The organism is Paenibacillus sp. FSL H7-0690 (assembly GCF_037980415.1).
Classification (GTDB): Bacteria; Bacillota; Bacilli; order Paenibacillales; family Paenibacillaceae; genus Paenibacillus_AQ; species Paenibacillus_AQ odorifer.
In genome coordinates this window covers 4,589,718-4,612,105 of record NZ_CP150281.1, presented here as the reverse complement: position 1 = coordinate 4,612,105, position 22,388 = coordinate 4,589,718, and the positions used below count along the sequence as shown (strand labels likewise).

The window sequence follows — 22,388 nt, the reverse complement described above, 5'->3', positions numbered from 1 at the left end:
CTAAAAAACCTTTCTATAATGAACATCAGATGTTATTCATACTTAACGGGTAGGAATTATAGTTATTATTCTATTCAGAGAGAAAAGGGAGATAGGTACATGAGAAAAAATGCGATTGTAATCACTTCATTACTGCTTACGGGGTCACTGTTACTTTCTGCTTGCGCTAACAACAGTAATAACGAATCCTCATCCGCAAACAATGCGGCTGCAGTCTCCAATTCAACCAATGTGGAAGCAACCACTGCACCAGAGATCGTTCCTGCGGGTGCTCTAAGCGAACCTTTTACTGCCACGGATTTATCCAAACTTCCAGCGGTGGCCCAGAAACGTACAGATACCATTATCGTCGGGCTTACGGACCCAAGCGGAGCGTTCACTCCTTATTTTCAACAAAGTGGTTATGATGGCAATGTCTCTTCACTGCTATACGCTTCTCTCGTAACTGTTGATGACAAAGGCGTTCCAACGCCGGAACTTGCGGAGAGCTGGGATGTTTCGGATGATCAGCTTACATACACTTTCCACTTGAGAAAAGATTTGAAATTCAGCGACGGTTCACCGTTAACAGCGGATGATGTGGCATTTACATGGACGATCCAATACGACAAATCGTATGATGGTAGCTCCCAGCTTCCATCGCTAAATGTTAAAGGCGGCAAAGCCTATAAGGAAGGTACATCCCCTACAGTTGAGGGCATTAAAGTAATTGATCCACAGACGATCTCAGCAACCCTTGAGCAACCAAACGCAACGGCGCTGGTACAGCTCGGCTCGAATGTACTGTCGAAAGCTTACTATGGCAAGGACTATAAAATTGGAAATCTTGAATACATTAAAAAGCTGCATGAGAAGCCACTTGGCGATGGACCTTACAAGCTGGAAAAATTTATTCCAGGTCAAGAAGTGCGTTTTGTAGCAAATGAGAATTATTTCAAAGGTAAACCAAAGACGGAGCATTTCATCTACAAAACTACGGAAGGCGACGTATGGCAGTTCGTAGAAACTGGTGAAGTGGACTACGCTTCCTTTAGTGCGACAGACGAGAATATCGAGAAGCTGAAAGCACTCGGTTTTGTGAATATTATTCCTTACACTCCAAGCACCTATGGTTACTTGCAAGTTAACCTGAAGCATGAGCAGCTCAAGGATAAGCTTGTACGTCAAGCTATTGTGTACGGTTTGGATCGTCAGAGTATTTATGTGGATGCAGCACAAGGTGCAGGGTCTATTGCCAACATCCCGGCATCGCCGATTTCCTGGTCTTACACTGAGGAAGGTATTAATCCTTACAAATATGATCCGGAAAAAGCAAAACAATTACTCGATGAAGCTGGGTGGACGGTAGGCGCGGGGGGAATCCGTGAAAAAGATGGCAAACCGCTGTCCATCCATTACCTCGGTTCGAAGAGTAAAAACACAGATATTTTCATCGCTGTAGCTAAAGAGAATTTTGAAGCGCTGGGTATCGAATTCCAGCCTGAGGTTTTCGCAGACTTTAACTCACTGGTATCGAAAGTAGAAGGTGGGGACTACGATCTCGTATCCTTCTCCACAAGCATGTTGACTGATCCGTCTGACGGGTTCATGCAATTCTTCGATGGAGAAATCACAGATTATGAAAATCCGAAATTCCTGGAGCTGTACAACAAAGCCTTGGCCACTACTGATATTGAGGCGCGCAAAGCGGTATATAAAGAGCTGTATCAGCTTTTCAATGATGAACTGCCTATTATTTTTACAAGTTATAAAAAGACAGTATACGCCTATAACGGACGTATTGAGAATCTATCGGTCAGCCCGTTCATCGGTCTTGCTGGCAGTCTGCCAACTTGGAGCCTGAAATAAATAAACCAGTGTCCCCTGCCCTGACTGGATTCAAGGGCAGGGGACGAATCATAAGGAGTCTGTCATGAGCGCTTATTTATCGAAAAGACTGTTGTACATGGTCATCATCTTATTTGCGGCATCATTATTGATCTTCTGTCTGTATGCTTCAACTCCCGGTGACTTCATAACCGGAAATATTAAATTGACCGCTGAACGCAAAGCTGAGCTGCGTGAAATCTACGGCTTAAATAAGCCTGTGCTTGAACGGTATGGGATCTGGATGAAGAATGCGCTGCATGGTGATTTCGGGTATTCCTTAGCCCAACAAAAGCCTGTGCTGCAGCTTTTTAATGATTATATTTGGAATTCCTTTCTGCTGGCTGCCGTATCTACGTTTCTGACGTGGGTGATTGCGGTCATTATTGGCGTCATCTCGGCCTATAAGCAATATTCCTGGTTCGATACACTCGTGATGATCGCTATATTCGCAGCCATGTCGCTACCGTCATTTTTTATAGGCTTATTCCTGATCAAAATCCTGGCCGTCGATCTCAAGTGGCTGCCTCCAGGTGGAATAATCACCACGGGTAGTAATGCTACGGGTTTGGCTTACTTTAAGGAGATCGTAACGCACATGACCCTTCCGGTTGTGGTTATGACCCTTCTGGGATTAGGTTCGCTCACTCGTTATTTCCGCAGCAATATGATCGATGTCTTAAAACAGGATTATATCCGTACGGCACGCGCCAAAGGCCTGAAAGAACGCAAGGTGCTCTTTACACACGCCTTACGTAATGCCTTGCTGCCCGCAATTACACTGGTTGGTTTTGAGCTTCCGGCACTATTTGGCGGATCACTTATTATTGAGAAAATATTCAATTGGCCTGGGATTGGCCAACTGTATATGCAGTCCTTCGGACTAAGGGACTATCCTTTGCTGATGGGCTTTACGATGTTTATTGCCATACTTACCGTCATAGGAACGTTGCTTTCGGATGTTTTGTACCGGATTGCCGATCCTAGAGTTCGGCTATAGAGAGGAGGAAGCTGACGTGGCAGTTCAAAGTAATGTAGCTGGGATTGCGAAGCCGCAGACCACCAAAGGAAAATCCTCTTTATTCCGGCAATCCATGCGGAGGTTGCTGAAGAACAAGCTGGCGGTATCCGGATTTGTGGTGGTGATCTTTATGTTTGCGCTTTGTTTTATTGGTCCGCTGTTCTCACCCTATACGGATAACAAAATTAATATGGCTATGATGAACAAGGCGCCCAATATGAAGCATTGGCTGGGCACTGATGCATTGGGCAGAGATATTCTGACCCGGGTAATGCAGGCGGGGCGCATTTCACTGACCGTGGGACTAGCGTCAATGGTTCTTTCGGTGTTTATCGGTGCTCTTTTGGGGGCTATTGCTGGGTATTACCGCGGTATTGCCGATCAAATCATAATGCGGATTGCGGATCTTCTGTTGACGGTTCCGAGTCTGCCACTGCTCTTTATTTTTGGTGCGTTATTATCGGAGTGGAAGATCCCAACGGATTATCGGATGTATATCGTTATGCTGATGCTTAGTATTGTTAGCTGGCCGGGTATGGCACGTATGGTACGGGGGCAAATGCTTAGTCTGCGTGAACGTGAGTTTATGCAGGCGGCGGTAGTATTAGGCCTCCGTGACCGGCGTAAATTGTTTAATCATTTGCTGCCGAATATCGTTCCGTTGCTGATTGTTATGGCTACCCTTAACATCGGTGGTGCTATATTGAGTGAATCGGTTCTTAGCTTTTTTGGACTAGGTGTTATGCCGCCAACTCCAACCTGGGGCAATATGATTGATGCTGCGAATAATATGATCGACTTTCAGGATCGGCCGTGGTTGTGGATTCCACCAGGGTTATCGATCTTTGCGACAGTGATCGCGATCAATATCTTTGGGGACGGACTCCGGGACGTGCTTGATCCTAAACAGAAGAGGTAGGTGACCCTCAGATGAGTGATTTAATGAATATAGACGGTCTAAGTACATACTTCTTCACGGAAGAAGGAAAAGTGAAAGCCGTTGATGATGTAAGCTTCCGTGTTCGCGAGGGAGAGACGGTATGTATCGTTGGAGAATCGGGCTGCGGCAAAAGCGTGACCGCGATGTCCATCATGGGGCTTGTTGAGGAACCCGGGGGCAAGGTAGCCCAAGGGAAAATTGATTTTCAGAGTGAAGATTTGTTGAAAATGGACAAAAACACACTGCGGACCATCCGCGGGAATGAGATCGCGATGATCTTTCAGGAGCCCATGTCCTCCCTTAATCCTGTAATCAAGATCGGTGAGCAAATCATGGAGCCGCTGATTGTACATTTGAAGATGAACAAGAAACAGGCGCGCATCCGGGCGATTGAACTGATTAAGCAGGTAGGCATATCACGACCAGAGCAAATTGCTGATAGTTACCCGCATGAATTAAGTGGAGGTATGCTGCAGCGGATTATGATTGCTATTGCCATTGCCTGCAGTCCAAAGCTATTGATTGCTGATGAACCGACTACGGCGCTGGATGTAACGATTCAAGCGCAAATTCTGGATATGCTGCGTGAAATTAAAGATAGCTCGGGCATGTCCATTCTACTAATCACCCATGATCTTGGCGTAGTGGCAGAGATGGCCGATTATGTGATTGTTATGTATTCCGGAAAGATTGTGGAGGAGGGTGAAGTTGTTGAATTGTTCAACAATCCCAAACATCCCTATACAAAAGGGCTGCTCAAATCGAAGCCGGTAATCAATCAGCGACAGGATGAGCTGTATTCCATACCAGGTCAAGTGCCAAATCCGCTTGAGCTGGTGCCCTCTTGTTATTTTCATGACCGCTGTGAGCATTGCATGCCTGTATGTGTCAGCCAGCAGCCCCAGCTTAAAGAGGTGGCCAGCAGACAAAAGGTAGCTTGCTGGTTGTATGAGGAGGCGGTTGTTCATGCCTGAAGCACTGCTTGAGGTCAATCATTTAAAGAAATATTTTCCTGTTACTAAGGGGCTGCTTAACCGAACCGTTGGGCATGTAAAGGCTGTTGACGATATTAGCATCACACTTCAACCTGGGGAAACGTTTGGGCTTGTAGGGGAATCTGGGAGCGGCAAAAGTACAGTCGGACGGACGATTTTACGGCTAACGGATAAAACGGCAGGTGAGATCAAGTTCAAAGGGATAGACATTCACTCCCTGTCGCCCGCTGAATTGCGCAATATTAGACCCCAAATGCAGTTGATCTTCCAAGATCCTTATAGCTCACTTAACCCACGGGTTCGTATAGGTGATGCCATTGGTGAAGCTTTACTGGATCATGGTTTATGCTCAAGGTCCGAGGTGCGAGATCTGGTGCTTGAAGCGCTAGCGGCTTGCGGGTTATCTTCTTATCATATTGATCGCTTTCCGCATGAATTCTCCGGGGGGCAGCGGCAGCGGATTGGGATCGCCCGTGCGCTTGTTTTGAATCCTGAGCTGATCATTGCAGACGAACCAGTTTCAGCACTGGATGTTTCCATCCAAGCACAGATTATTAATTTATTCAGTAAGCTCCAGCAGAGTCGAGGGTTAACGTATTTGTTTATCTCCCATGACTTGAGTGTTGTGGAGCATTTGTGTTCAAGAATCGGTGTCATGTACCTGGGCTCTATGATGGAGACGGCTTCAAGAGATGAACTGTTTAAGAATCCGCTCCACCCGTATACCAAAGCGCTGCTGTCGGCTGTTCCGATTCCTATTCCAAAGCTGAAAAGGGAAAGAATTGTACTTAAGGGAGATATTCCGAGTCCGGTAAACCCGCCTTCTGGCTGTAAATTCCATACCCGTTGTCCCTTTGCGCAAGAGGTTTGCAGATCTGAAATCCCGGTATTTCGTGATGTTGGCAGTAACCATTTTGTAGCTTGTCATTTAGTTTAATAGTTGTCACAAATATAGCAATGATTTACTCCTAAGACATGAATAATTAATGTTGAATTGTATAATAATACAATTTGACCTTATTTTTGCCTGGGCTCAAAAGTCGTGAGAGGTTTCAAAGCCAGGTCAATGGGGTAATTAGAGAGTGGTTAGGTTAGGCGTACATATCTAATCGGTCTAGTATAAAATCCCTACTTAGGAGGAATCATCGTGAATACAACAGTACGTTTGACAGAAAGATCCGGCTCGACTTCTTCACAGCGCAGAAAAGGCTTTGTACCGGTAGTCGTGTACGGTGCAGGTTCAGATAGCCAGTCCTTTACAGCGGATGCTAAGACAATTTCAGGTATTTTAGCCAGCAACCCACGGGCTGTTCTTACTTTGGAATTGCCAGACTCGGGCAAAAAGAACGTGGTTATTCAAGAAATCCAACGTCAGCCAATTTCCAAACAACTGCTGCACATTGATTTTCAGCAGATTGATATGAAGGCCAAATTGGATACAAAAGTAGCGTTCCACTTTACAGGTGAACCAGTAGGTGTGAAGAGCGGCGGCGTGCAACAAATTGAATTGCATGAGCTGGATATTCGCACACTTCCAGATAAAATAGCTGCATCCTTTGAAGTGGATATCAGTGGACTAGATATTGGTGATCAATTGCTGGTATCTGATTTGCCGAAGCATGAAGGCTGGGAAGTATTGACGCCTGAGGACACATTGATTGTCCGTATTTCACCTCCAGCAGCGCAAGAGCCAACAGAAGAAGATACTGCTGAACCCGCTGTAGCTGAAACTGCTGGCGAAGATAAAGCAGAATAGTATAGAGATAAATAGTAAAGAGCAGATAGAATCCTTATAAAGGAGCTGTCTGCTCTTTTTGTTTTGTCTTCATAAATATGAATTCATAAAAATGATGCTGGTCTTTCGTATGATTTCTCAAATGGCAATTTTGGTTGTTTCGCCTCATTTAGTTAAAAATTTACATAAAATCGTTGACGAACAGGTTTCTAAGCCTGAAAATGAGGACAATTACCATGGTAAAATATTCAAAAGTCCCTGTTGTTGCTGTTTGAAAACGCTTTAGTTTTTATGCTTCAAAGAACTCTTATTGCCTAGTTCATCATGATTAAGAGGAGGAAAGTTATGAAGATGAGGAAGCTGTTTTCGATCTTAATGACAAGTTTGCTGGTGCTTGGGGTAGCTCTACCCTTTGGTGGAAAAGCGAATGCAGATGCTGCAAGTGACGCTTCAAATCGTGCTTTAATCTGGCTGAAGGCCCAGCAGGATGCAACAGCGGGGTATGCTTTTGAGGGACTGGTAGATAGCTTTGAAGATTTCTGGGGACCAAACAACCCCAAACAGATTGTATACACATATGATCAAGCGGTTGCAGCTATCGCCTTTATTGTAAAGGGTGAACGGACGCGGGCAGAGCAGGTTTTGAACAAAATGCGGGACATTCAAGATCCATCAGGCTTCTGGCTGAATTCTTATTGGTATAACAACGGCTTCGGAGAAGAAATCCGTAAACATGTGGGACCCGTTGTATGGATGGCAATGGCTGCTATGGCTTATGAGAAGCAATATAATGATTCACGGTATCGTCCAATGGCGCTCAAAGCACTAGATTGGAGTTTACAGTATAAAAAGGCTAATGGCAGTATCGCAGGGGGATGGAGTGGTTGGAGTAATTCCGATGAGCCTTGGAGCTCAACCGAGCACAATATCGATATTTACCGGGTATTGCAGTATTATGCTTCGGTGGATTCCTCAAAGGCAGCCACTTATAACAGTGCGGCTTCTGGAGTCAAAATCTTCCTGGATAATTATGTGTGGGATGACACAGTCAAACGTTTCAAGGGGGGCTGGAAAAACGATACAAATCTGATCGACCCCAAAATACCTTTAGACGTGAATCCTTGGGGAGTATTAGCTTTAGGCGTATCCGGAACACATAACTACGGCGCAAGCTTAACCTATGTGGAAAATGCCTCCGGCACCCCGGGAACACTTGCGAATCCGCGTTACAAGCAGACGCTTACTTACAATGATGCTGGGAATACGCTCACCGGATATGATTTTGACTGGACAGATGAAGTATTGCCAGCGTATGACGATAACGGAAATCAAATTGGCAATACGGGTGCTGACGTATGGTTTGAAGGAAGCGCATTCATGTCGCTCGCTTATTATCTGCAAGGCAATGCCTCAAAGGCAGACGCTATTAATACAGAGATTATTAAAAAACAAGGCACAAGCGGTGCTTCGCTTGGGGGTATTCCCTACTCGCTGAAAGGGTCCAGCAACAGTTATTGGGTGATGGCGCAGCAAAACTGTGTTTCCAGCACAGGTTGGTTAATAATGTCCCTGCACCGGTTTAATCCATTCACAGGTCAATATTTGACGGGTGGTGGTAATACTGGGGATACAACCGCGCCAACCGCTCCCGCTAATCTAGCGGTAACCAGTAAGACGGATACAGGAGTTAGCTTAAGCTGGTCCGCTTCTACCGATAATGTTGGCGTTACAAGTTATATTGTTTATCGCGGAACACAGCAGGTGTCCACTGTGGGGGGAACTACAGCTACTGTTAGTGGACTTACTCCAAGCACAGCCTATACGTTTACAGTAAAAGCTACAGATGCAGCAGGTAATTTATCCTCCGCTAGTAATACCGCAACAGTTACTACTAATCCCACTGGAGGCAGCGGAGGCGGTGATCATGTGACGGCTGACTTTACAGCAGGGGTAACGAGACTTTCTGCTACAGAGGCGAGTATCTATATCACACCTGTAACCAGTGCCCTTTATGTAGATGTGCATTACAAGATTAACGGGGGTTCCCAGCTTAATTACAGGATGACTAATAATTCAGGAACATGGAAGCAGACGGTGAGTGGATTAAGCGCTGGCAGCAGTATTGAGTACTGGTTCACTTATGAGAAATCCGGTCCGCAATATGATTCAGCACATTATACTTTTGTTCAGTAAGATTAGCAGATCGTAAAAATCATTCTAAGAGAAGGCTGTTCCATGCTGCCATTTATAGCGGCGGGGGCAGTCTTTTTTTGGGTGGGAAAATAGTGAATGACCGTTAAATCCTTCTCAAGACGGAGGTCTGCTCTTAAGGTATGCTTTAAAATCTTTGGGGGAGACGTTAGGACACGATGGTTGCTAGCGTAGGTAGGTATGAGGTGAGTTTAATTTATTGGTTTTACAACGTAACAGTGTTATGTTACGATGGCTTCAAGGAGTGATAAGCATGGAAGAGGATTTGATCTCAAAGAAGCAGCTATTGGATTTAACCGGTATATCTTATGGGCAATTGTACCGCTGGAAGCGGAAGCAGTTGATTCCAGAGGAATGGTTTATCCGTAAATCTACGTTTACTGGACAGGAGACTTTTTTTCCAAAAGACATGATTTTGTCCCGTATCGATAATATTGTGAATATGAAAGATGGACTTTCTTTGGATGAAATGGCTGATAAGCTATCAGATAAGGCTTCTTTTGACAGAGTAAGTGTATCTGCTGCGGAAATTATAGAACGTAACATTGTTTCGTCGATGACGCTGGCGAAATTTGGAGAGAGGCTCGGTGTCAAGAATGGATATAGCTTCGATCAACTCACTTATTTATTGGCTGTAGATCGCCTGCTTAGTGCAGGGGAGATGAGTATGGAGGAAGCAGAGCTGCTGTTTCGAACCTTAATGGATAAAGCCTCCAATCTTGAGAGTGGCAGCTGGGAGTTATTTTTTATCCGCAAAATGGGGGTGTCATCCTTTATTCTGGCTCAGGCACCAGCGGAGTTATGGTTCGATGAAGGGGTAAAGCTGGTCAGTAAAATACTAAGTGCAGATGTAATAGAACAATTGAAAGGTAAGCTTGCTTTTAAGCTTGTTGAATAGGGGGTTAGTGTAATGGACAAACGAGAGCTGCCGGATCTGATTATAAACGGAGTCAGCGGGGGGGCAGGAGGTACTTATAACAGCGTGCGAATCGATGGTGTAGGCAAAGTAACGGGACCCATCGTGACACGAATTTTTAAAGGAAACGGGCATATGAATTTGAAGAATGATCTCTCGGCGGAAGAAGCGGAATGCAATGGAACGATGAAAGTGCTGGGCCATTTGCGTTTTAACTCCCTAAAAGTGGACGGAATGATTACTGTCGGAGAGAGCATTCGGGGAGAAAGCTGCACTCTTCATGGAATGCTGAATATCAAGGGTGATTGTGAGCTTGAGGATTTTACGGGGGAAGGAAGCTTTAGTGTCGGAGGTTTACTTAGTGCAGGACATGTAGACTTCAAACTGCAAGGGCAGGGAAAGGCACATGAAATTGGTGTGGAGAGTCTAGTGATCCGGCAAACGAATAGTGGAGTCTGGAGCAAAATGTTAAGTGGAATCATCCCTAAATTAAGATCGGAGCTGCGGGCTCGGACTATTGAAGGAGATTTTATTGATTTGGAATATACAACGGCTGATGTTATCAGGGGCAATATTGTGATTGTAGGTCCAGGCTGTACTGTTGAGCGGATAGAGTATCGTGATCAGATCACAGTACATCCTGAAGCAAAGGTTGGAAAGGTGGAGAAGATCGGTGACTGAAGAAACAATTCGGAGTAATTTGAAAATAATGGGCACAACGACCTCAGCGGGAGGCTTTTTTCGGGATATTAAGGTTACTGGGGAAGGTCATTTTGCAGGGGATGTAGATTGTGAGAAGCTGAGCCTGACTGGAAATGCCAGGGTAGATGGAAACCTGCTAATGACCAAAATGAAAATAACTGGCGAAATGACACTTATGGGTAATCTTGAAGGGGATGCCTTGCGGGGTCAGGGTGAAATTAAAGCAGCCTCCGTAAAAATCGACGATATTCATCTTAACGGTAATTTGGAGGTTAATGGTGATTGTGAAGGTGAACATCTGCGTATTTCGGGCGCTCTCAATGTGGCAGGACTGCTAAGTGCGGAGCAACTGGAGATCAATTTATATGGTCTAAGTAGAGCGAAAGAGGTTGGAGGCAGTGCTTTAACGATCAAAAAAAGCAAGACCGGAAAATTCCTGCATTTGATGAAGCAGAATCCTAAAGTGCTTTTTGAGGCTGGGCTCATTGAAGGCGATACGATAGAGCTGAATAATACAAAAGCAAATATTGTCAGAGGAGATCGGGTAATCATCGGTGTGGACTGTGAGATTGATACTGTGGAATACCGTAGTGCTTTGGAGATTCACAAGAATGCAATAGTGAGGCATCAAGTGAAGCTGTAACAGATAGTTATAGATCTTTTGACAATGGGGAGTGGAATAAATGAGTGCTGCCAAAGCGCCCAATCTGGGCATTGTAATCGCAGGTCTGCTGTTAGGAATACTGATGGCCTCCATGGACAGCACCATCGTTGCTACAGCAATGGGCAATATTGTTGGGGAACTAGGCGGTATGGACAAATTTGTCTGGGTAACATCAGCTTATCTCGTAGCTGAGATGGCGGGGATGCCTATCTTTGGCAAGCTGTCTGATATGTATGGGCGTAAAAAGTTTTTTGTTTTTGGGATTATTGTATTTATGGCGGGTTCAGCGCTTTGCGGGACGGCAGATACGATTACTCAGCTGGCTGCTTATCGGGCGATTCAGGGAATTGGAGGCGGCGCGCTAGTGCCGATTGCTTTTGCCATAATGTTCGACGCCGTACCGCTGGAGACACGGGGCAAGCTGGGCGGTGCATTTGGTGCGGTATTTGGATTATCGAGTATTTTTGGTCCATTGCTAGGCGCGTATATCACCGATCATATTGCTTGGCAGTGGATATTTTATATTAACTTACCGCTTGGACTGTTGGCTTTTGTGATGATCGTTTTCTTTTATAAAGAGTCACATGAGCATTCCAAACAACCTATTGATTGGCTGGGTGCGGGCACATTGCTGGGCTCTGTCATCTGCTTAATGTTTGCGTTGGAGCTGGGTGGAAAAGAATACGCTTGGGGCTCATCGATGATCCTCGGCTTATTTGCAGCTTTTGCTATATTGGCGGCAGTGTTCCTTTTTGTAGAGACGAGAGCGAAAGAGCCGATCATTTCCTTTGCGTTATTCAAAAAAAGACTGTACGCCGTCAGCATTCTGTGCGCGCTATTTAGTGGTGCTGCATTTATCGTGGCTTCCGTATATATCCCGATCTTTATCCAAGGTGTATTAGGGGGTTCGGCTACCAATTCAGGACTTGTCCTGCTGCCGATGATGGTCGGCTCAGTAATTACCGCCACAACGGGAGGGTTCCTGATGGCAAAAACCAGTTACCGCAATCTGCTGATTCCTACGTTTGTACTTTTGGTGATCGGCACAGGGCTGGTAGCAACGCTTACTCCGGAAGCTTCACGTCTCTTGGTTACCTTGTATATGATTTTAATCGGATTGGGCATTGGCGCTTCCTTCTCTGTGTTAAGCACAGCAGCTATTCATGGTCTGACTGCGCAGCAACGCGGCTCTGCCAGCGCAACACTGAATTTCATTCGTTCGCTTGGCATGACCATCGGAATAACCACATTTGGCATTATTCAAAGCCATTATTTCTCGGGCAGTCTAACTAAGTTGCTCACAGCAAATGGAGGAGGAGCTGCTTCTGCGGGGGCTGCTGGGGTTATGGATTTTAAAGATCCGCATTCCCTGCTGTCGCCTGAGACTAGAGCACTGATTCCACCGGAAATTTTGAGCAAAATTACAGAGGGACTTTCCTCTTCCATTGCGAACACCTTCGCTTGGGCGGTTATTCCTGCTGCGTTAGCTTTGCTGGCCTCCTTTTTTATGGGGCGCCAGAAAATGGATGCCTCCGCGGAGGGGAAAGTTCAGACGCCCGGGCATTAGGCAGTGGCGGAAGGCGCGGGCATTCGAATGACGAGCGGAATGTAGTGCGTATTATGCGGAATGCAGTGAATAGGTTGTAAACAAACTAGGGTTGTAAAGTGATGGAGCAGCTTCTCATTTGAGAGGCTGCTTTTTATGTGTGGTTGGGAGTACAAATGAGCATGAACCCTCGAAGTTAAGGAGCTGAGTTCGAAGGTTGAGTAAATGCGATGAATCCGGAAATAAGTGCAACTGAGTCCTCTATCATGAGCAAATGCGATGAACCCAAGAATGAGTCCGATAGCATGAGCAAATGCGATGAATCCAAGAATGAGTCAGACAGTATTAGCAAATGCGATGAATTCTCGAGAGAAGAGTGCCTGATTTAGCTGCATGAAGTGTGTTGCGGACCGTATAGTCGCTATTGCTGATTTTTGAGCTACTTTGCCGTAGTTTCGGACTGTATAGCTCTTATCGGCATGAATTTGCTCATATTTGGACTATATTTGTGTGAATAGCTGCACCTGAGTCCGATAGCACGAGGAAAAGCGTTGAATTCCGGAAATAAGTGCATCTGGGTCCGATGCCAAAACTATGAAGTGTGAAAAACCATAACAAATGAAGAGGACAAAACGCACCATAGTTGATGTAGCAGACGAAGAGGACAAACACCATAGTTGATATAACGGACGAAGAGGACAAAGCGCACCATAGTTGATGTAGTGAACGAGGAGAGTCTAGTTGCCCATAGCTCCCAAGCGCTCCTTAGTAAACCATCTCTTTCAGCGGCAGGATGACGGGAATTTCCGTCATCCTGCCGCTTTTTATAAGCCAAAAGGCATGTAGGCTCTCCATCACTAGACCTACAGCGATTAGGTAGAAAATGGTCGAAATAGATGCGAATTTGGTTCACAAGCATCAGACGGTTCTCCAGTGAGGCCGTTCTGTGATCTATCTCGTCATACGTAAAGGTTCTGATACTATGAAAACGTAATCAAAATCTGGGTATAGGAGATTCCGACATGGGGGTACCTTCTGGTGAATTACTTCCCAGCGTCGATCCGGTTCATCGATCCCGCTGGAAGATGAAGAACAAACATAAGTTGTTCTTCATGGCTTTTCCGTTTCTTGTTGTCACCTTTATTTTCTATTATCTGCCGATCAGCGGATGGATTTATGCATTTTATGATTTCATTCCCGGAATACCGTTGTCTGACACGCCATATGTCGGGTTGAAATGGTTCAAGACGATTGTATCCAATCCAACACAGACCGCAGAGGTTGTGCGCGTGCTGAAGAACACTCTTGCCATGAGTTCACTTGGACTAATTACCTCAATATTTCCAGTGATCTTTGCGATTTTTCTGACCGAGATTAAGTCAGGCTGGTATCGCAAGATGGTGCAGACGCTAACCACGATTCCGAACTTTATCAGCTGGATTCTGGTATATGCATTGGCCTTCTCGTTGTTTTCCGTTGATAACGGGGTCATCACACACATTTTAGTGCAGCTTGGAATCGTTGATGAGGGTTATAACTTTTTAGCCTCCAGCTCGAATATTTGGGTCACGATGATCATTTGGTATTGGTGGAAATCGTTAGGCTGGGGTGCCATTCTCTATCTTGCTGCAATCGCAGGCATTGATCAGGAGTTGTATGAAGCCGTAGAGGTGGATGGCGCAAGCCGGTTCCGTAAAATCTGGCATATTACCATTCCGGGTCTTATCCCAACCTTCTTTGTCCTACTGCTGCTCTCCATAGGTAACCTGGTCAATAACGGGATGGAGCAGTACTTTGCCTTTCAAAATGCGATGAATAAAGATTCCATAGAAGTGCTGGATCTTTATGTATACAATATTGCGTTCGCTAACAACTTTCCGTTTGCCACAGCTGTCAGTATGCTGAAGTCGGTTGTTAGTGTAATTCTACTGTTCTCGGCAAACACATTATCCAAGATGGTGCGTGACGAATCTATCATTTAAGGCAGGGGTGATCCCATTTGAGAAAGAAAAAACTAACTTCTGGAGAATTAATCTTTCAAATTATTATCTACACACTCTTTGGATTGTTCACCCTGTCATGCATTTATCCATTCTACTATTTGTTCATTAATACGATCAGTTCGAATGATCTTAGCGCAGCAGGGTATATCAAATTTTATCCAAGGCAGATCCATTTTGATAACTATAGTAAGGTTCTAAGAATCAGTGGTTTAGGCCATGCGGCGACAGTCTCTATTTATAGAACAGTTGTTGGTACTTTGCTCACCGTTGGATCTTCGGCATTTCTTGGGTACTTGTTCACCAAAAAGGAAATGTGGGGCCGGAGTATTTGGTACCGCAGTGTTGTAGTTACGATGTATTTCAGCGCAGGGCTGATCCCATGGTATATCACCATGCATAACTTGCATCTGACTAATAATTATCTGGCTTATATTTTGCCAACCATTATTACTCCTTTTAATATCATTTTGGTCAAAACCTTCGTCGAGGCAATTCCGCCCTCACTTGAGGAGTCGGCGTCAATGGATGGAGCAGGTTACTTCCGGGTGTTCTGGAGTATCATTGTTCCTCTTACGACACCTATCTTGGCTACGATTACGATTTTCTCAGCGGTGAATCAGTGGAATGCCTTTATTGATACGGCGTTTCTGATGACAGATACGAAATACTTTACGCTCCAGTTCTTATTATGGCGTTATTTGAACGAATCCAGCTCGCTCGCAGCCTTAATTCGTAATTCGCCAGATATGGCCGCTAGTGCAGCGAATATGCAGACTCCAACCTCTGTGCGGATGACTGTAACGATGATCGTCGTATTGCCGATTTTGATCGTGTATCCGTTCTTCCAACGCTTTTTCGTCAAAGGAATTATGATCGGTGCGGTTAAAGGCTGATGGGTAGCCGCTCTGGACTAGAACTGGGTTTTCCTCTGCTATAAGCAGAGTTGAACTATAAGTGAAGAGATGAAAGGGAGGGTATAAAGCAATGAGAATAAGAAGAGCATCGCTTGTCATGCTATCCGTAATCCTGGTCTTCGTTCTTGCAGCATGTGGCGGGGGGAATAATACGGCTAACTCGGGCAAAAACACGAGCACAGAGAAACCTACGTCGGCTGCCACGAATGCCCCGGCGGAAGAGACAGCAGCACCGGATGACGGAGCGCTTGATCATTCCAAGCCGCTGAAGCTGACTGTATTCTCAACAACAGCTAACTATGCCGGTCCACAGACCGGATGGTTTGCAAAAATTATCAAGGATAAGTTCAACATCGAAATGGACATTGTGGCTTCAAACCTGACTGGTGGAGATACCAAAATCTCTGCAATGATGGCTTCCGGAGATCTTGGAGATATCATCATTTTCGGTGACGACAAGAACCACTATCCAAACGCCATCAAAGGAAAGCTGCTCTTGGACTGGACACAGGACGGTCTTTTGGACAAATACGGAAAAGACATTTCTAGCACTTTTCCAAAAGCTATTGAGAAAGCAAAGGTAGCTTTTGGCGGTGGATCATCAGTCTTTGGTATGGGGAACAGCGTAGCTTCTAATCCATCCGGACCCTCTGAAGGAAAAGATATGACTTGGGGTCCAGACCTGCGCTTTGATCTTTACCAACAAATTGGAGCGCCAGAAATTACAAAGATTGAAGATTATCTGCCTGTGCTGAAAAAAATGCAAGAGCTCGAGCCTAAGAATGAACAAGGCAAAAAAACCTATGCTTTCTCGATGTGGTCTGATTGGGATGGCAACTATAAAATGACATTGGCTAAACAGTTCGCAAACATGATGGGCTATGACGAAATTCCTGATACTGCTGTGTATGTTAAGGCAGATGAAGAAAAGTATTATGACTTCTTATCCGAAGATAGCTGGTACATGAAATCGCTCAAACTGTATTTTGAAGCTAACCAGATGGGGCTGGTTGATCCGGACTCTATGACGCAAAAATTTGACGATGTTGTTGCGAAATACAAAGATGGTCGTCTATTGTTCTCTTGGTTCCCTTGGCTTGGAGCTGCTAACTACAATACACCAGAAAGAACAGCCGAAGGTAAAGGTTTTGCGCTGGTTCCGTTCAAAGATGAATTGATGTATTCCACAGGGTTCAATGTTTACGGTGGTAACGGTATTATTGCAATCGGCGCAAAAGCTAAGGAACCTGCTAGAATTATGGAATTCATTAACTGGATGTACACACCGGAAGGTGCAATGATCTCTGCAGGAAGTGGTACAGCAGTACCTAACGGACCTCAAGGTCTGACTTGGGATATTGATGCAAACGGCAAACCTGCAGTGACTGATTTTGGTTGGAAAGCTTATACTGATCAACAGAATACTCAAGTTCCTGCTGAATACGGCGGGGGTGACTACTACTATGGCTCCAATCAAATGAACTTCTCGTTTGTAGTTCCGGCGATGGTGAATCCAGAGAATAGTGAGCCATTCGATCATAATCTGTGGACAACAACCCTAGAGCGTAACCCTTCCAAGCTTGATAGTGACTGGAGAGCGAAAATGGGTGTTCTGACTCCTAAGGAGTATTTTGAGAAAAACAATCTATTGGCTGTAGCACCACAAGGCTTCACTGGCAAAGAGCCATTAACCATGGATAAAACAGTGGAACAAAAGAATAAACAAATCGGTACGGTTATTCAACAGATTTCCTGGAAAATGGTCTTTGCTAAAGATCAAGCGGAATACGATAAATTGAATAAAGAAATGCATGATAAGGTAAATGGTCTTGGGTATTCTGAAGTTATGGATTTCTCGATTAAAAAGGCTGAGGAATTGTTCGAGGCCCGTAAAAGCGTTAAATAAACACGGCTAGTAACTATAAAATAAGGCGGGGCGGCGTGGAGGCTGTTCTGCCTTATTCTATTCAATTAAGGATAAATGTGGTATTCTCACATTAATATAAAACGCTTTCAGATAGAAAGAAGAGGATAATCCAGATGGTAAGAGTACCCCTGCGGAGTCATACTCCAGCTGTCAAATCCTTACGCAATACCTTATTTATCTATCTAGTAATCGGAACACTACTTCCGCTTCTCTTAGTAGGATTCGTAACCTACACCTCTATTTACTCCATCCTTTCAGGTAAAATTGGCAACGGGATCAGCGCTAGTCTGAGACAGGAAGCCTCAAGCCTGGAGAATGCCATCGACAATATGGATTTTGCCTCCAAACAGTTTGCTCTGGACGGTCAGATTGTGCAGGAGATGTCCTCATTTATTCAGGAAAAACAAATTTTTCGCAAATCGCAAATGATGAATTCCATCAACCAGAAGATCAATCTAGTCAATTTTACGAACCCTTATATTGGACTTACAGCCTACATTATGCCGGACAGCGATGATCCCGTTCTGTTCACCAACATGAGCGCACGCAGAAATTTTGATATCAGTACATTGCCGTCTTTTATGCGATATAACGGGGCTGACTATTATGGACCACATCCCACTATGTACGCTGTTGGTGATAATCTCGTATTCTCGGAGCAGCGGATTGTCCGTGTGCCGGGCCAGCATAAGCTTTATATTTATTTGGAGACGAATTATAGTTTGTTTCGCAAAATCTTCAATCAGGAGTCCTACGGGATGAAAGTAAATCATCTGCTGGTCAATCAGCAAGGTAATAGTACGAAAGTGATCGATGGCAAACTTCCGCTAAGTATTATTAAAGCTGCGGGAAGCAACTCCAATCTCACCCATGAAACGCTAAGCGGATATCATCTTTTTCGTTACGCGAGTCCTCAGGGCTGGAAGCTTATTGCCGTTGTGAAAAAATCAGAATTCAACAGTGAAATTTATTCTTGGTTTTATAAAATGATCTTACTTGCCTTCTCTACCCTTCTTTTTGCCGGATTTCTGGCTTGGATCATCTGGAGGAAAATTTATGGTCCGTTGCGTAAGGTCAACCTTGAAATCAACCGAATGGCGGAAAATGTCACCGCTCCGGTAGCTTATACGAATGTGGAAGAATTTGATTTCGTGCTTACCAACTTTCAGCAGATGAAAAAACAGGTGAATGAGCTGATTGTTGCGGTTGCCCATAATGAGAAACAGAAAAGCCAATTTGAGATTGAGAAGTTGCTCAGCCAGATCAATCCTCATTTTTTGCATAATACCTTAAATACGGTACAGTGGATGGCCCGGCTAAACGGCCAGAAGGAGATCGACAAGCTGGTCACTCTTCTTGTAAAGGTGCTGCATTATAATCTGGGAAAGCAAAGCATCATTGTTACCATTGGCGAGGAAATTGAAGCGATTCGAAATTATATGGAGCTGCAGCGTATTCGTTATGATTATGAATTTGAATTTAACGTTGAAGCTGATGAGGATGTATTGTCTGTGGCAGTCCCGAGATTTCTGCTTCAGCCTCTGGTGGAGAACTCGATTTATCATGGATTAAGCGATAATGGCAAGGTAGATGTTGAGATAACGAAACATGGTGAAGGAGAGGTTCAGCTATGTGTGAGAGACAATGGCGCTGGGATGGATGCAGATACATTAGATCAGCTGTTGTCTGATGATGGAGCGAAAAAACGGGGACTTGGAATTGGTTTTTCATATGTGAACCGGATGCTTAGAACCTATTATGGAGAACAAATGAAGCTAGAGATGTTCAGTAAGCCAGGAGAAGGTACGGTTGTATCCATTGTGATTCCGAGGAAAGGTAAGGAGGACTTCGATGATTAAGGCTGTAGTTGTCGATGACGAGAGACTCGTACGAAAAGGCTTCATTTCCCTGATCGACTGGTCATCCTTAGGGATTGTTATAGTTGGGGAGGCAGGTGATGGTAAATCTGCTTTGGAGCTGCTTCAACAGCAGGAAGTAGATTTATTATTTGTGGATTTGACCATGCCAGGCATTTCAGGCTTCGAGCTTATTAAAATGGTTAGACAACGGTTCGCAGGCATTCGCTGTGTTGTCCTTACTTGTCATCATGAATTTGACTATGTTCAGGAGGCTATGCGTTTAGGAGCCGTTGACTATATTGTAAAAACACTGCTTGAGATGGAAAATGCGGATGAAACCATCAGACGTCTTGTCGATCGTATTAAATGGGAGGACAATACACGGGATGCTCTGGTTCGTGGGGAAAGTAAACGTATGGCTGCTGATAAGGCTCTGCTGTATTTGCCCCTAAATCATCAATGCAATGAAGAAGAATTATTTCAGCTGTCCAGCGTGAAAAATAATCCGCTCATTACTTTTCATGAGATGTGGATGTCGCCCTTATTACATCGTTTCTCAATAGATGAGAGCAAACGTGAGCTTAAGATCCAGCTATCCGGACGATGGCAGACCGCGCTGATCAGTGGATTGAGAGATCAACCCTTGCAGGAACTGGAGGAACAGCTCACTGCGAAATTACGCCGTATTCTATTTTATCATCCTGAACCTGAGGATTTGACCTCATTGAAATATGAAGACATAAAGAAGGAACCAGCGGCTCCCTATTCAAAACAAGAGGCGGATAATCTGCTGGAGCAAGCACAGAATCTAAAGTGGACAATTGATGGAAATGAGTGGGAGAAATTTGTAGCAAACATACTTCAGCAGAAACCCCGTTCTGATCAGTTTCTGGCGTTTGCACACTCTCTAATACAAAGCTGGAGCTCTTTACTATTAAAGCCTGAAGATGCTGCTCAACTGGAAAGGGACATCTCCCATAATCTGAACTGGTGCTATTGGAAGAACTGGCTGCGGCGATTTTCTGATCATGTGGGACGAAGAATGCTGGAGCTTGGATTAACTAAAGAGGTTATGTCTTGTCTTATTCGCGCAGTTCGTTATATGCAGAGCCATGCAGGTGACAAAATCAATCAGAGCGACGTAGCAGCCGTCATTAATATGAGCCGTGGTTATTTCAGCCAATGTTTCGCTCGTTTTGCCGGAGAGACATTTGGTGAATGTTTACGGGGAATGCGGCTGGAGCTTGCCAAATCACTGCTGCTGGAGACTACTCTTCCCGTCTGTGAGATTGCTTCGCGGTCCGGTTTTGAGGATGATCGTTATTTCAGCAGATTATTCAGAGAACGTATTGGTAAATTACCAAGTGAATTCCGTGCGGAGGGGAAAAACCAAATATGAAATTTTGGAAATCTATCCTCCTAGTGTTTATGGTTATTGGAATGACATCATGTCGTGACAATATCGGTACTGTAGATTCGGTTGCAAGCCCTCAGGCAGGGGATGAAGATACTTCTATTGCTTATAGCAAATATGAGGATCCGATTGTGATCCGAGTAGGGTTTAAGGTTCCCGACTCGCGACTTAATACAGGTGACAGCAACGATAACAATCCAATCACCCGTTATTTAGAGAGCATTACGAATATAAAAGTGGTTCACTCCTGGGAAGCGAAGGGTGAGGATGCTTTTACGCAAAAGGTACAGCTTGCCATTGATAGCAACGATTTGCCTGATGCCATGGTTGTGGATCGTGATCAACTGAAGAAATTAATTGATAATGATATGATTGAAGATTTGACAGAGACTTATAAAATATATGGATCTGAACTTATCAAGGATATGTACAATTCTACAAAGGGTGAGGCATTAGAGGACGCTTCCCGCGATGGTAAACTATATGGATTACCGAATGTAGCTATTGATGCTGACTCTCCCGTGCTGCTCTGGGTACGTCAGGATTGGCTGGAGAAGCTGGAGCTGCGGCCTCCTCAAACTTTTGAAGACATCGAGAAAATTGCCAAAGCTTTTATTGAAAAAGACCCTGATGGAAATGGAAAAAGAGATACCGTCGGTCTAAGCGGCTACAAAAATATCGTATATGGAACTAAACCATTAGTTAATGGTCTGGATGCTGTGTTTAGTGCATTTCACGCTTTCCCCACGAATTGGATTAAGGATAACAACGGCAATATCGTGTATGGCTCCATTACACCAGAGACCAAACAAGCGCTTGCTAAACTTGCTGATTGGTATAAACGCGGGTTGCTGGATCCGGACTTTGCACTATATAAGGAAACTCAGGAGCCTATTATTACAGGTAAATCCGGGATGTTTTTTGGTCCTTGGTGGATGCCTTATTATCCTTTATCAGAGGCAGTGGCTTTGGATACGAAGGCAGAATGGAGAGCATATGCAGCTCCAGTTGACGATTCCGGTAAGTTTGTCGCTCATTTAGCGCCGGTAACAGATCGATATCTTGTTGTGCGTAAAGGGTTTGAACATCCTGAGGCTGTAATCAAGCAATTAAACGTGTTTACAAGACTCGAAAGAAGACAGGATCCTAATCAAGAGGAGGTAAAAAAGCTGGGTGATTTCTCTGCGCAGACAGGCATTCAGCTGCGTGCTTATTATCCGTTCGATCTTCTGATAGATTATAGGGATGCGATTGAGAAACATTATGCTGATATCCAGCAGGCTTTGCACGGAAAGATAGACCCGGATACATTAAATTCTGATACCCGGCTCATTTATGATCAATGGGTAGCGGAAACAGAGCAGCCCAAAAAAGATCTAGAAGGCTGGAAAGCAGCGAATGCGTATAAATATGGAGTAGCTGTGTTAACCTCAACTGCTATAGAGGGAGTGCGTGGGGTCTTTTATGGGAACACCCGACTTATGAAGACTAAATGGCCGGAACTGCAGAATCTGGAGAATGAGACGTTCTTAAATATCATTGTGGGTGATTCACCGCTTAGTGATTTTGATGCGTTTGTAGCTAAATGGAAGAGTATGGGCGGAGAAGAGATTACGGAAGAAGTTACTGAGCTTGTAAAGCAAAAGTAAACGTGGGATGCCTCAACAGCCTAATG

17 protein-coding genes are annotated in these 22,388 nt (G+C 44.6%); all 17 read left to right on the top strand.

The window, feature by feature from the left end:
- Positions 1 to 99 precede the first annotated feature (99 nt).
- The 17 genes from MHI32_RS20330 (at position 100) to MHI32_RS20250 (ending at position 22,362) form a co-directional block, all read left to right on the top strand.
- Positions 100 to 1,848 carry an ABC transporter substrate-binding protein gene (locus MHI32_RS20330; protein WP_076281451.1) on the top strand — a complete coding sequence of 583 codons (1,749 nt, stop codon included), beginning with the start codon at positions 100 to 102 and terminating at the stop codon, positions 1,846 to 1,848.
- 64 nt (positions 1,849 to 1,912) lie between these two features.
- Positions 1,913 to 2,866, top strand: a complete 954-nt coding sequence (locus MHI32_RS20325; RefSeq protein WP_076130810.1) for an ABC transporter permease — start codon at positions 1,913 to 1,915, stop codon at positions 2,864 to 2,866.
- Positions 2,867 to 2,882: 16 nt separating this feature from the next.
- On the top strand, positions 2,883 to 3,806 hold the full coding sequence (gene opp4C, locus MHI32_RS20320) for an oligopeptide ABC transporter permease (protein WP_036685740.1): 924 nt from the start codon (positions 2,883 to 2,885) through the stop codon (positions 3,804 to 3,806).
- Positions 3,807 to 3,817: 11 nt separating this feature from the next.
- A complete protein-coding gene (locus MHI32_RS20315; RefSeq protein ID WP_076281452.1) occupies positions 3,818 to 4,801 on the top strand; it encodes an ABC transporter ATP-binding protein in 984 nt (327 codons plus the stop codon).
- Positions 4,794 to 5,759 (top strand): oligopeptide/dipeptide ABC transporter ATP-binding protein, encoded by a 966-nt coding sequence (locus MHI32_RS20310; RefSeq protein WP_036685744.1) that lies wholly within the window; start codon positions 4,794 to 4,796, stop codon positions 5,757 to 5,759. Before MHI32_RS20315 ends, MHI32_RS20310 begins: the two co-directional genes overlap by 8 nt.
- 210 nt (positions 5,760 to 5,969) lie before the next feature.
- Positions 5,970 to 6,578, top strand: coding sequence for a 50S ribosomal protein L25 (locus MHI32_RS20305; RefSeq protein ID WP_076130800.1), 609 nt, complete (start codon positions 5,970 to 5,972; stop codon positions 6,576 to 6,578).
- A gap of 324 nt (positions 6,579 to 6,902) precedes the next feature.
- The gene (locus tag MHI32_RS20300; RefSeq protein WP_340010682.1) at positions 6,903 to 8,750 is read left to right on the top strand and encodes a fibronectin type III domain-containing protein; all 1,848 of its coding nucleotides are present in this window, start codon (positions 6,903 to 6,905) and stop codon (positions 8,748 to 8,750) included.
- A gap of 271 nt (positions 8,751 to 9,021) precedes the next feature.
- Entirely contained in the window at positions 9,022 to 9,666 is a 645-nt protein-coding gene (locus MHI32_RS20295) for a YhbD family protein (protein WP_076301777.1), read from the top strand.
- 12 nt (positions 9,667 to 9,678) lie between these two features.
- Positions 9,679 to 10,365 (top strand): hypothetical protein, encoded by a 687-nt coding sequence (locus MHI32_RS20290; RefSeq protein ID WP_076305540.1) that lies wholly within the window; start codon positions 9,679 to 9,681, stop codon positions 10,363 to 10,365.
- Entirely contained in the window at positions 10,358 to 11,029 is a 672-nt protein-coding gene (locus tag MHI32_RS20285; RefSeq protein WP_076187581.1) for a hypothetical protein, read from the top strand. The genes MHI32_RS20290 and MHI32_RS20285 overlap by 8 nt, the downstream gene beginning before the upstream one ends.
- A gap of 40 nt (positions 11,030 to 11,069) precedes the next feature.
- Entirely contained in the window at positions 11,070 to 12,617 is a 1,548-nt protein-coding gene (locus MHI32_RS20280) for an MDR family MFS transporter (RefSeq protein WP_339187780.1), read from the top strand.
- A gap of 1,001 nt (positions 12,618 to 13,618) precedes the next feature.
- Positions 13,619 to 14,578, top strand: coding sequence for an ABC transporter permease subunit (locus MHI32_RS20275; RefSeq protein WP_340010680.1), 960 nt, complete (start codon positions 13,619 to 13,621; stop codon positions 14,576 to 14,578).
- 17 nt (positions 14,579 to 14,595) lie between these two features.
- On the top strand, positions 14,596 to 15,492 hold the full coding sequence (locus MHI32_RS20270; protein ID WP_036685756.1) for a carbohydrate ABC transporter permease: 897 nt from the start codon (positions 14,596 to 14,598) through the stop codon (positions 15,490 to 15,492).
- 91 nt (positions 15,493 to 15,583) lie between these two features.
- Complete coding sequence (locus MHI32_RS20265; protein ID WP_076301774.1) at positions 15,584 to 17,419, top strand: ABC transporter substrate-binding protein; 1,836 nt, start codon at positions 15,584 to 15,586, stop codon at positions 17,417 to 17,419.
- A gap of 134 nt (positions 17,420 to 17,553) precedes the next feature.
- On the top strand, positions 17,554 to 19,299 hold the full coding sequence (locus MHI32_RS20260; protein WP_076130772.1) for a sensor histidine kinase: 1,746 nt from the start codon (positions 17,554 to 17,556) through the stop codon (positions 19,297 to 19,299).
- Positions 19,292 to 20,698 (top strand): response regulator, encoded by a 1,407-nt coding sequence (locus MHI32_RS20255; RefSeq protein ID WP_339187779.1) that lies wholly within the window; start codon positions 19,292 to 19,294, stop codon positions 20,696 to 20,698. The genes MHI32_RS20260 and MHI32_RS20255 overlap by 8 nt, the downstream gene beginning before the upstream one ends.
- Positions 20,695 to 22,362 carry an extracellular solute-binding protein gene (locus MHI32_RS20250; protein WP_340010676.1) on the top strand — a complete coding sequence of 556 codons (1,668 nt, stop codon included), beginning with the start codon at positions 20,695 to 20,697 and terminating at the stop codon, positions 22,360 to 22,362. Before MHI32_RS20255 ends, MHI32_RS20250 begins: the two co-directional genes overlap by 4 nt.
- The last annotated feature ends 26 nt before the right edge of the window (positions 22,363 to 22,388 follow it).